Source organism: Aliikangiella coralliicola (genome assembly GCF_007004725.1).
Lineage (GTDB): Bacteria > Pseudomonadota > Gammaproteobacteria > Enterobacterales > Kangiellaceae > Aliikangiella > Aliikangiella coralliicola.
This window is the reverse complement of the sequence record NZ_ML660163.1, coordinates 543,793-556,859: the sequence shown is the minus strand read 5'-3', so window position 1 is coordinate 556,859 and position 13,067 is coordinate 543,793. Positions and strand designations below refer to the sequence as shown.

The window sequence follows — 13,067 nt, the reverse complement described above, 5'->3', positions numbered from 1 at the left end:
TTTTATATGAAACTTTTAAAAACTATAACATCTATTACAATGGCCAGTTCCATCTTGCTTTCAATAAATGCTAGTGCAGTACAAACAGGTGGTAACACCTACGTTACTGAATGTGAATATATGCCTGTCAATGTTTTTACTATTCCATTGGTGGATACTCACGAAAGTTCAACTGGATATGTGAGCTGTCCTGCGACCAAGGTTACTACTGATTGGGTGATGAGTTATGAGTTTGGCATACCTAAATTAGTAAAAAAGACAGTTCACTATCAATTATTTCATGAGAAAAAATATTTGAAGTGATAATTGCACTCATATTCTTGCAATAGATTATTGATGAAACCTCGACGAGTCTCTATGAGCTTGTTCGAGGTTTTATTAGTTGTGCTCTATTGATGTTTGCTATTACCAACAGCCAGAGATTCCCTTTCAATCACCTCACCATTAACAATTACTTTATCAATTGCGTTATAAGCTTCAATTGTTTTTAAAGGGCTCTCATCAAGAATCAACAAGTTGGCTACTTTCCCTGGTTCTACAGTTCCATAACTTTTATCCAGTTTAAATGCTTTCGCATTGTTGATAGTCGCAGCTTCAAAAATTCGTTGCAACGAAACACCTACTTTATGTAAGTGTTTTAACTCCGCAAATGTCGAATAGCCTGGCTGTGCTGCGAATGTGGGTGACGATGGTGTATCGCTTGCGAGCACTAATGGATAATTTTGTCCGTCTAAATACTGAACTACACGCTCGCCTTGAGAGATAACAATATCCTGGCGTCGATGTATTTTTTCCAGCGGAAGGTCTCCAAACCCGTTGACCATTTCATCTCTAAACCACAGTCCTTCCTTCGAGTGATACCAATCCAGCGCAGCTTTCGAAACGACTTTTTGGTAAAGTGGCTCGTTGAGTACGCCCGGAACTGTAACGCCTTTTAATCCATCCATTACATTAAAGGTCGGTTGAAAAATGATGTTTTGTTCTATCACGCCATCCAGTATTTCACGAATTTCAATAGGCAATCCCTTGTGTCCGTCGTATTGATTCCAATTCCACATGCCGTGTGCAATTGCATCCACTTCAAGCTGCAGAGCAATTTTTTGCATATCTATAGCATTTGCATGAGCCAACATGATTAATCCGTGTTTTTTGGCGGCTTTCTTTACTCTGAGCAATAATCCCTCGCTGATTAGCGGCCAGTTTTTATCCGTGCCGAAACCATCCTCAATAAATACTTTAACGCAGATAGCGCCATCTTCAGCCATGCGCCTGACAACGGCTTCTGGCGTATGTTGAGCAAGGTCAATGTTTTCCGGCAACGACTGAGCCGTGTCCTGATCCAGAATGATGTAGTCAAAAACCTTCGGCGCTTCGTGCTTGTCAATCCAGACTGTTGGATAACCACCCAATATTGGTGCCGCTCCGCAATGAAAAAGCTTGGGTTTTTGTAGGCTGGAATTAAAGGTAACGATAGACTGTTTTGATTGTGAGGGATCAAGTAATTGAGTAACACCAAAATAAAGATAACTTCTCGGTTGTTGAGCTAAAAATGAGTTTTGCAGCTGAAGCAATTTTGTCGGATCTTTACCTTTGAATACTATTCCGGGCATTCTTGAAACATGGACATGGGAATCCATCAAACCTGGCGTAAGATATTTCCCTGTTCCGTCAATCTGCGCTGCATTATTCGGTGAGATGATTGGTTTTGTAGAAACTTCTTTAATTTCCCCGTTAACAATTCGAACATAAGCATTTTCCAAAGCTGTGTGACGCTCTGGAGAAATTAAGGTAATGTTTTTGATTACTAGCTCATCTGCCGCTAAATTTTTTGGGGGGATATTCGCGGCAACGCAGAAAATAGAAAGCCCTGAAAGTATTGAAAGGCTAAACAGGGTAAAAGTACGCACCAGTTCTAACGAACGTAAGTAGTTTCGTATCTGCGATATTAAATAAAATCTCTTACTCGGTTGGTTCATTATTTGTCCTCATAGGCGTCAACAAAGTGTTTTAATTGTTGAAAATTAGCCGTTAATATTGTGTCGAGTAGTGACTGTGCCATTGACCAGAGATTGAATGCTTAAAAATAGTCTGAAAATTTCTAAAATTTTTCTTAATCCTTAAAAATCAATCAGATAGATGCTAGTATTTTGATAGAATAACCCTTGTCATTACCTTCAGATAGGAAGACATTTGAGCGCTCAATCAACATTCAAACTAGGAAAGTGGACAGTAGAACCTGCACTTAATCGCATTAGCCGAAACGAGCTGGCTGATAGCGGTTGCGGAAATGATAAGTCTAATGCTGATGAAATTAAAGCAGACAGGCAAGAAGTCGTTCTCGTTCCTAAAGTGATGACATTACTGGTTTGTCTGGCTGAGAAGGCTGGAGAGCCGGTCAGTCAGGAACTACTATTTGAGAAAATCTGGCCTGGACAGGTTGTTTCTGACAGCTCGCTTTATCAGGCGGTTGCACAACTGCGTAAAGCGCTTGGTGATACCGGCAAACAGAAACAGTTTATTGAAAGAGTCTCAGGAAAAGGATATCGGTTAATTGTGCCGGTTGAACTGCCATCACCAACAGCAACCACGCCAGACGCGCAGCCAAAAGTAACTAATGAAAATAAAGCGAAAGTGACCGGCCGCTATCGTTGGCTAGGTGTATTACTGCCAGCTATTTTGCTTGTTGGGCTATTGTTCTTGTATGAATTGGGGCCAGATGATGCAACGATTGAGCAGCAAACTCCGACCGCTGATTTGAAAATTAACAAAATTTCCTCGGTGGCGTTTGTCAAACTACGTTTCGAGCAACATAGTCAATCTGATCGACTATCCGCTTTGAACGACGTGTTGTTAACTCAGCTGATGCATATTGGTGGGCTTAAAATCATTAATCTGCAGTCGGAAAATGACGTTGTTGAGTCGCAAACAATTCTAAGAGGCCGCATCAGCCAGCAAGCTGGAAAAGTTCGCGTATTTCTGCAACTTGAGAACGTCAACAATAAAGAAGTCGTTTGGGCGAAGGTATTTGAAGGTAGCGAAAGGGATTTGTTTGGCTTACAGGATTTGATTGTTGAAGATTTGCTTGCCCTGTTTCAAAAGCAGCAATCAGTCAATACCTTTTCTGAAAGTGCTGTAGAAAAGCGTGTTTTCGATCAATATTTGTTGGCCCGCCATTTGTGGGAGCAAAGAACGGTAAACAGTCTTGAACAAGCAAAATCAATTCTTGAACAGTTGCAACTCGAAGAAAAATTATTTCCACTCGCTTCTGTCGCACTTTGCGAAACTTATCATTTTTTATATATTTATTCAGACTTGAATCTGTCACAGGCTTTAAGGAAATGTAAACCGCTGCTGGATAGTGCTTTGTCCAAGCAACCTGATCTTGGACAAGCTATTGCCGCCAAAGCCTTTCTTTTGAATAGCGAGGGACAGCGTGAAGAAGCTGAGAAGCTATTTGATCGCGCTGTTCAGCTATCACCGAATTATCCATTTGTTTACATGTGGTACGGCAATCTAATCAGGGATATGGGACAATACGACAAGGCTTTGGAGATGACCAAACAGGCTTATGAACTATCGCCAATGTCACCGATTATTAATCGAAGTCTGGCGTACTCCTTTTTAAACCTGCGCAAAGTCTCTCAAGCTGAGTATTATTATCAGCGAGCACTGACTCTTGAGCCTGATTATCATAATCGCCCCGTTGAGCAACTTGATTTTTTTCCATTGACAACTTCGCGAGCAAAGGCTTTTTTAAATTGGGCTGACGAGAACCCGCTTATGTTAGAACGGCAACCCAATTATCGATTGACTCAGGCGCAGGTTCTTTTATCTCTCGGTAAGCATGATCGTGTTAGTCAGATTGTTGAAGAGTTTGAGGGAAAAAATCTGAATCCGTCTTTCACGCTGTATGTGAAGGCAACATTAAAAGTAGCACTTGGAGAGTTTGACGCTGCGGCAAAAGTCTTTAACCAAAGACGTCAATTGCACCACGACAACAATAAATTCGATATGCCTTATGCACAGTCGTTGTTTTTTAGTGGGCAGTATGAAGAGGCAGAACGACTTTTCTTAAGAGCAGTTCCTGAATTTAAGTTAGAAAAAGTCGAAATAACGAAAAATAATTTTTATCTTGGAATCTTTTACGTGCAATTACTACGGGCTAAGTCGAGTGATAAAAACTGGCAAGGAATTGCAAGCCAGATTGATAGCCAATTAGCGAACCTTGAATACCCTCAGGACTTATATGTCGCTGACTGGTTGGTCTTTCGTGGACAAACAGAAAAAGTAAAAGATATGCTGCGCGGATTAATGGCTGATGGTTGGTTACCTGATTCGAACGCAGAGCCATTTGCCTATTATTCTATGCGGCAACTCTTTATTCAGAGCGGTTTAGGAGGCGATGAGTATGAGAGAATGCTTGCGGAAAATATTCGACAAACTTTAGAAAAATAACATAGTGAGATATTTGCGTGTTGTTCGCTCAATTCGCTATAAAGTTGTTGCAATAGTATTTCTAATTGAATAGTATTTTTGCCCTGTGGGCGTACTTTTAGTATTTATACATACCTTCTGATAATGAACTTTGCAAGGAGCAAAAAAACTAGGATAAAGTTAAAAAGTTCAAAGAGTAAAAATGACACGGAGATTTTTATAAGCACTCCGGTAAGTCTGCATCAACAATTCACTTTTGTTAGCTAAAGAATTTGTTCAACCAACTTGTCCTTTATTAAAAATATACAATCTAGCGTATCGGTTTAGATTCAGATGTTAGTCAAGCTATGCTCTCGGTTTTTACATGATTGTTAAATTTTAAGTATTTAAAATCGAAGATAACAATGATGTTGGAGTAGCACTCACTTTCGATACTAAGTGTGCAAGTACTTGGGATGTTGTCGAAAAAACTGAATGTGAAAAAACTAATTTAGGTATGCGTCAATGAGCGCATGAGTTGGCTTGTCACAGCTCTCGACTATCTCTGCTTAATAGCAAAACAACCTAAAATATTTATTTTTGGTTTAAAAAGTTAGTGATTCAAAATAGAAATAACAAAACAGGAACAGAGGAATTATGAAAAACCTTAAGGGGCTCATTGTCTTATGTATAATGTTATTCACCATTTTTTCAGGCGTCGCTGGCGCGACTAATGAAATCCTTGGTGACTTTAACGGCGATGGTGATCAAGATGCCTTCAATCAAGCACTTAACTCTGGCGAAACCTCTAGCTTAACGCCCAAAGTTGGTGGCAGTATTTCTGGCTTTCACCGAAGTTGGGTAAGCACTCATCCTGACGTGCCTGATATTCTTGATTGGAGTGCCGGCGCTTATGGTGCTTTTAGTGCTGATCTCAATTCCAATCCCGGCGATGAGCTTTTATTGTTGGGTAAAAAAAATATCGTTCTTCTGCATGGCGAAATCATTATCCCAATAGTCATTTCGCCTACCCTACCTAATGTTATTGTTTCCTGGAATGCAAGTGGGGTTGCTTCCTATACCAGTTTCGAACTGGATGCTGATCCTGACAATTTTGTTGTTCACTTTGGTGATTTTGATGGTGATGGTTATCAAGAAATCTTATTGCAGGGTAAAAACACGGGAGATACCACTTATATTCTTGAAAGCAACGGTACCGTCAGTCAAACGCTCAATGATGGTGATCACGGCATGGACTGGTCCGCGGCGGCCTATAGTCTGACAATTGCAGATTTGAATAACGATGGCGTCGATGACATTCAGGCGACCAGTAATATTTCTGGCCAGGCTGATGAATATGCCTATATGTCAGGATCAAATGTTGATTATGTCGACTCAGTCAATTTAAATAATCAACCTACAGGCACACCGCTGGGGACGACTGCCGGTGAATTCCGGGTCAACGAACAGGGGGCTGCAACTTATTCTATTCCTATTTCGGTACCAACAGGCACTGCTGGCGTTTCTCCGCAAATTTCATTGAATTACTCCAGCCAAGGAGGTGATGGTGTACTTGGAATTGGTTGGTCGTTATCTGCCGGTGGTGCGATTACTCGTTGCCCGAAAACGCTGGCCCAGGATAATGAAATTAGCGGGATTAGTTTAACTAATAGCGATCCTTTCTGTCTGAATGGCCAGCGTCTGGTGCTGAAATCCGGTACACATGGTCAGGGTGGTGCAACGTATCACACCGAAATTGAAGGTTTTTCGAAAATAGCCGCTTATGGAAATGCAAACACTGCAGGGCCGTTAGGATTTACCGTTGAGACCAAGTCTGGTGAAGTACATTATTATGGCTATGTCGATGCGGTTACAGGTACTCAGGCGATTACCTTAAAGGATTATTGGAGTAACGCGGAAACTGGTGCCGATGCGTTTAATGAGCCGAGTGGTTCGGCGACCAAGTCGGTTGCTAAAGCTTATTTACTGAAAGCGGTTGTTGATGTTAGCGGTAATAGTATTCTTTTCGAATATAACGAAAATAATGGCGATAGTAATCTGGCGCGAGTGAGTTATGGCGGTAATGGAACACTTAGTCAAACGCCTTACGCGTATGTTGAAGCCAATTATTCGACGAAAGTAAATGCAGCCATTAAAGCAGGTTTTATTAATGGCACTTCATTTTTAAATGATCAATTGCTTAACAATATTACTGTCAAGCTTCACGGTCAGGAATATCGGAAATACCTGTTTGCTTATGACACACCTGCTTACGCTGAGGATAACTATATGCTGCAAAGTGTTCAGGAATGTGTCGGCACTGATTGTTATCCCGCGACAGCGTTTGAGTGGGAAAGACCGGTTCCGGCTAGTCAAAGCACTCAGGAATATTGTGAGTACGAACCAGGTACGCCGACAACTTGCTGGGATGTCACTGTCACCACAGGATTTAATCCGTTTGGCAATAAAAGTAACAAATTACGCAATGCACCCAATCATTATTCCAGTCGAGTGCTTGATTTAAATGGTGATGGATTTAGCGATATCGTTTATCTGGAAAATAGTTATTGGAAAGTTGCGCTGGGGCCGTCATTTACTTCCACACGCACTTTAACCAATATTGGTAATAGCAATAGTCAATATCTGTTAACACTTGACTATAACGGTGACGGAAGACGCGATTTATTGGTGGCCAATTCGGCATCATCAAGCTGGCATGTCGTGTCGTTTGAAAATTGGATCGATCAGGTTCAAAGCTGTGAGCCGATGCCTAATGGTGGGCAGTTCTGTGAAACACACGATGTTCCTAAAGATTTGAAGGTCGCCAGCATTGGAAAAACAGCCATTGGATTTGATGGCAAGTCTCAGGTTCTGGATATCGACGGCGACGGTTTGGAAGATATTGTTTACCAGAATGGTAATGCGCTCTACTGGTATAAAAATAATGGCGGGAGTTTTGCCAATGGGGTTGTTCTTTCCAATTTTTCTTCGAGCAGTAGCAACGCTTTCCTAAATGGCAGGACAGAAAAACATACCGCAAATATGAAAAATGCGGCTGGTGTTGATATCAATGGTGATGGCCGCAGTGATCTGATTTTTAAAGTTACCGATACAACGTCCACTTGCTATGTTAATGGTAACTCGGTGCCTGCGGGAAGCCGAAACGAATGTGAAAATGATATTGGCGGCACATGGTCTAGTTATACGACGACAAACTGGAAACTCTACACTTCCACTGGCACCAGCTTGGTTGAAAAACAGAGCCTCGGTAATTATGAAGATGTGCGGGTTGCAGATCTGAATGGCGATGGTCTGACAGATCTTCTTCAGTACAGTAGTTCAAGCAACTGGAGTTATCGATTATCGAATGGTCAGACTTTTTTGGGTAGTAAAAGCTTGCCTATAGGAGCCACTACCGACACATTTAAAGACAACAGCTATTTTATTGACCTGAACAAAGATGGTGCAGCTGATTTTCTTAAGGCGACGACCAATACTCACTGGGCCGTTTATTTGAGTGAATATAAAAATGCTGAGGAAGTTCAGTATATTTCGCGTGGAACCTTAACTCGTGAAGCCGATGCGGTTGCTCAATTCGGTGATGCAGACGGTGATGGTAAACTTGATTTATTTGAAGGCAAAAATGGCTCACATGGCTGGCGGATTAGTTATGCGCCTAAAAGCAGTAAACCTGACTTTGTGATTAAAAAAATTACCAATGGTTTTGGGGCGAATACCTACATTAACTATCGGCCGATGACCGACTCGAATGTCTATATTTCCAATAGCGCAGCCGATGATGTTGATCATAAAACCTTCTCACCAATGTCCGGGATGGCATTGGTTAGTAGTGTGCAAAGTGATACTTCTGCAACCACTAAAGTTGAAGTGAAGTATCAATATGGTGGCTTCTTAGTTCACCGACAGGGACGCGGAATGCTCGGTTTCGAATTGGCGCGGACGATTGATGCGACAACGGGGATTAAAACGGAAACCACTTATGATCAATCTTTTCCTTTTATTGGAATGCCATTGACAACCAGGCAATATACTGCCACTAATGTCGAGCTGAATAACGCCACTAATGTTTTACATACCGGGCCAACAAGTAACGGTGGTGTGTTTCCATATATTGCCTCGAGTTCTGAATATGCGTACTCAATTGGTACCGACAACACTCGATATCAAATTAACCGAACCGACAGCAGTTTTGGTTATGATCCACACGGTAATTTAACCAGCTCAACGGTTATTGTCAGTGATCATAATGCCAATAATGCGTTAACCACCAGCACAAATAATATTTACGGCACAAGCACCTGGGAAAAAGAAAAAGGCCGCTTATCACAAACGACTGTAACCAAATCAAGATCGGGGAGTACACAGTCCCGTAAAACCACTTTTGGTTATTATCCTCAAACTCATACTTCGGTTCCCGGATTACTTAAGTGGAGTACAGTTTGGCCGGATAGTTCGACCAAATCCCTAACTACTGAATATGAATATGACAGTTTTGGTAATAAGAATAAAGTCACCAAAACTGGTGCAGAAAATAGCGATGGTAGTAACACACAAGCGCGTATAGCGAGTAGCTCTTATAGTAGCAATGGACGGTTGTTAGATTATTCGATTGATGCTGCTGGGGTTAGAACCGATTATCGCTATAACGGGGTTAAAGCGAATAGCTTGAATGGCCGAATTTCAAGCACCTCAAGCATGGTTAACGGGTTAGCTTTTACAAAACAATATAATAGTTTTGGTCAGGCTACCGTAGAGTCTGCACCGGGTAGCGCTAGTGTTAACACTCACCGAGAATTTTGTACTAGTGTGAGTTGTGGCAATGGTGGAGCGCATTACCGAATTAGAGCCGTTCAGTCTGGCGCACCTGAAAAGCAAGCTTACTTTGATTTTCTGGGAAGAGAAATAGAAACTCGCACTAAAAACTTTTCCGGTGGTTGGACAAAAATTACTAGAAGTTACGATAGCCGAGGAAGAGAAGATAAAGTTTACGAACCATTTATTGGCACGATTGGTAGTTTTTATTCTCAATCAACTTATGACTTGTTTGACAGAGTCATTCAAATTAAACAGCCGAAAGGTGAGTTGGTTAAAACAGAGTATTACGGCTTAAGAACTGAAACAATTGACGCGAAAGGTTATCGTACTAAATCCTGGAAAAATGAGCAGGGAGAGCTTGATAGAGTCGAGGATGTTAGGGGGAATAAGCTTGATTATACCTATGAAGCTTACGGCAATTTAAAGATGGTTGTTGCCACGAATAGCTCAGGTAGTGTAACCACCAGAGCTTCGAATATTTTTGATGCTTACGGCAACAAAACTCAATCAGTCGATCAAGATAAGGGCACCTGGAATTATGCACATAACGCGTTTGGCGAACTCGTTGTACAAACAACAGCAAAAGGCGATCAAAGCTATCTGGACTATGATGTTGCAGGTCGTTTAATTCGACGCTATGAAAATGAAGGAACGAGCTGTTGGAATTATAGTAATTCAACCGGCCGTTTGCTAAACGAAAAAATGTTTGATGGAAGCAATAAAAGCTTAAGTGAATGTGGCACTGACTCTACCGCTAACTTTCAGAAAAATTATATCTATGACAATGATGGACGGATAAACAAAACTGACACAATCATCAGTAGTGTTAACAGCCATGTTAATGATACTTATACGACCTCAACCAGTTTTGATAGTTATGGTCGGGTCAGTTCCGTTACCTACCCCAATAATTTATCGATTACGAATGTTTACCAAAACGGTTACCTGGACCAACTGAAAAATACGCAAACTGGACGACTGTATCAAAATGTTGATGCAATGAATGTCTATGGACAGGTAACACAGGTCACTTACGCTAATGGCGCTAAGGAAACTATCGGTTATAGAAGTGAAGACGGTAAAGTGATGAATCATCAACTAAACATCGGCTCCACTGTTAAGCATTATCTCAATTATGGTTATGACAATAATCATAATATCAATTTAAGAGAGCATCACTTCTATGATCGTGGGTTTACCCATTGGAAAGAAAATTTAACGTATGACAACTTAAACCGCCTAGATTTCCGTGATGCAACGGTTTATGACAACAGTGATTTAACCAGCGAGTTTCAGACCGATCAAAATTATGATTATGATGATTGGGGGAACCTGACATATCGATATGGAACCGGTTACTACAAATACGACGGAACCAAGAAAAATCGATTACTCAGTATTCATCAAACCAGCGGTTTTGGTGGTACGCAATATTACGGCATGAGTTATGACGGCAATGGAAATATTGTCAATGATGGTGCCGGTCGAACCTTCAGCTACTTTTCCTTTGACAAGGTTAATCGAATCAGTCAAAGCAACCAGTACTCTGAGTTTTTATATGGGACTGATCGTTCGCGTTATTTCAAACATGATCGCAGAACTGAGAATAGTCAAACCACTGACTATTATACGACTTATATTGGTGCGTACGAAAAAATACATCGTATTGGTGGTGGGAAATCTGCCATTACTGAACATAAAGTGAGTTTAGGTAATATTGTCATTACAGAGCGTAGTAATGGAACGGATGACGAGCATTATTTGCATAAAGATCATCTAGGCAGCCCCATTTCGATTACCGATAAAAGCGCGAGTGTGGCACAGCAATTTGTTTATGACCCCTGGGGGAAACAGACCAAAATTTATCAGGCAAGCGATTTTGCAAGTTTGGTTTATAGTCAACCGACTAATCGTGGATATACTGGCCATGAGCATATTCGAGACTTAAATATCATTCATATGAATGGACGGATTTATGATGCGAATATCGGACGGTTTATGCAGGCCGATCCTCACGTGCAAAGCCCAGGGAACTTCCAGAATTATAATCGGTATAGTTATGTGCTGAATAATCCACTGAGTATGACGGACCCAAGTGGATTCTTCTTTAAGAAATTGTTTAAGGCGATTAAGAAGTATTGGAAACAGATTGTCTCTATTGTTTTAACTGTTTACCTAGGGCCTCTTGGCGCGTTCATTGGAAATTATTTGACGACAGGGTCATTGCGAGGCGCAATTATCGGTGGTCTAACAAGTATGATTGGAGGCGTTGACTTTGGAGGGTTTGTGGCAAATGGAATTGTTGGTGGAGTAATTAGTAAAGCCCAAGGCGGTAACTTCGGCCGAGGGTTTATGTCTGCTGGAGTTGGTAGTGCACTTGGGGGAGCCGTTAAAGGCGTAAAATCTGCTTGGGGAAAAGTGATTGCGTCCGCAGTTGTAGGTGGAACGGTTTCTAGAATTTCCGGTGGAAAATTCGCAAATGGTGCCTACAGCGCTGCCTTTGCCACAGCCTTGACTGCTGATTGGTCAACGAAGAATGGTTTCGATGGAAATCAAAAAGCAGGCCCAAGTGGTGGAGAGAAAACGAGTGGTTCGATTAAAGTTGGAGAAAATACTTTTTCTTATACAACCGAAGGTCCTGAAGGGTATGCTGATTCGATTTCTCAGCAATTATCCTCAATTTCGACCACTGAAGCAGGACGAGAATTACTGACTGGTTTAGCAGTTAGTGAAGGAGAGTTTACGTTCAAATATAGAGCTAATACATTTGCCGTAGAAACACCATTTTTTGGAAATGATATTACGATCCATTTTGACCCAAATTATTCAGTACCTTTCTACTCAACAGCCTCTGCTGGATACACCGCTTATGAAAATTCAACTTTTGCGTTGGCACATGAACTGTATCATGCGTGGAATAACTCGACAGCAAGTTGGTTCGGAGGGAGTGACGCTAGAAAGATTGGAGGGCGTGTTATTGGGATTAATATGCAGGAAGTTTATGCGACTAGATTCACCAATCTCATTCGAACACAAGCAGGATTAAATTATATTAGAACCCATTATAACACCAAGCGTGGACAAGTTTGTGTAGACGGAGATGGTTGCTGATGTGGAACAAATATTTCTTCAGTTTTGTTGTTAGCTTATTTGTTGGAATGATACTGTCTTCTTGTTCGAATGAGTCATCTATTCAAGAGCTAAAAGATCACAGTGATATTCCTATTCTTAACCGTTGTGCTGCTGGATGGGATATTAATTATCCCTCTTTACAAAAAACAGCCGATGCAGTTAGCTCAGTTGATATGGCTATAGAAAATTTTATTGTTTTAAAGTCGGGGGCAGAATCTCAAGCGAGATATAGTTTTATCGCTTTAGGTAGTTCTGATGAAAGCGGTATTATTATTATTAATGGATCCAATTTGAAACAGGTTGTCATTAAAGATATTTCCGTTAGCACTGTACGTGACTGGATTAAGCGTTTTCAAAATATTACTAATTCAAAGTCATTAATAGTTCGAGGAGAAGTGGCGAATATTAGCCATGTTCCTTGTGAGCTATTTATGGCGAAATATAACTCTGAAGAGACAAATTTATTCATGGTTGGTATACAAAAGCAGGAGCTGTACGCTGATTTTATTAAAGAATTTAACGCGCTGGCAAATAATTATATAAAGAATGCTTATAAAACAGGGGAAGAGGAAGTTTTGCCATTACCGACAGATTCAGAGTTAAAGGAATTTAGGAGTGCGACTAAAAATGATTTATTTATTGAAATGCGAAGTTGGAGAAAATAAAATCCGTTGCAATTTCAGATA

5 protein-coding genes are annotated in these 13,067 nt (G+C 40.9%); 4 read left to right on the top strand and 1 reads right to left on the bottom strand.

The features are described 5' to 3' along the window. The first annotated feature begins 6 nt into the window (after positions 1-6). Positions 7-303, top strand: a complete 297-nt coding sequence (locus FLL46_RS11145; protein ID WP_142893588.1) for a hypothetical protein — start codon at positions 7-9, stop codon at positions 301-303. Positions 304-389: 86 nt separating this feature from the next. Here the strand turns inward: FLL46_RS11145 and FLL46_RS11140 are convergent, their stop codons facing one another. Further along, positions 390-1,976, bottom strand: coding sequence for an amidohydrolase family protein (locus FLL46_RS11140; RefSeq protein WP_142893587.1), 1,587 nt, complete (start codon positions 1,974-1,976; stop codon positions 390-392). 214 nt (positions 1,977-2,190) lie between these two features. Here FLL46_RS11140 and FLL46_RS11135 point away from each other — a divergent pair, with 214 nt between their 5' ends. The 3 genes from FLL46_RS11135 (at position 2,191) to FLL46_RS11125 (ending at position 13,046) form a co-directional block, all read left to right on the top strand. Beyond that, a complete protein-coding gene (locus FLL46_RS11135) occupies positions 2,191-4,455 on the top strand; it encodes a winged helix-turn-helix domain-containing protein (protein ID WP_142893586.1) in 2,265 nt (754 codons plus the stop codon). Between the two features lie 615 nt (positions 4,456-5,070). Beyond that, positions 5,071-12,360 carry an FG-GAP-like repeat-containing protein gene (locus FLL46_RS11130; RefSeq protein WP_142893585.1) on the top strand — a complete coding sequence of 2,430 codons (7,290 nt, stop codon included), beginning with the start codon at positions 5,071-5,073 and terminating at the stop codon, positions 12,358-12,360. Further along, positions 12,360-13,046: a hypothetical protein gene (locus FLL46_RS11125; RefSeq protein WP_142893584.1), complete on the top strand. Its 687-nt coding sequence runs from the start codon at positions 12,360-12,362 to the stop codon at positions 13,044-13,046. Before FLL46_RS11130 ends, FLL46_RS11125 begins: the two co-directional genes overlap by 1 nt. Positions 13,047-13,067: the final 21 nt, after the last annotated feature.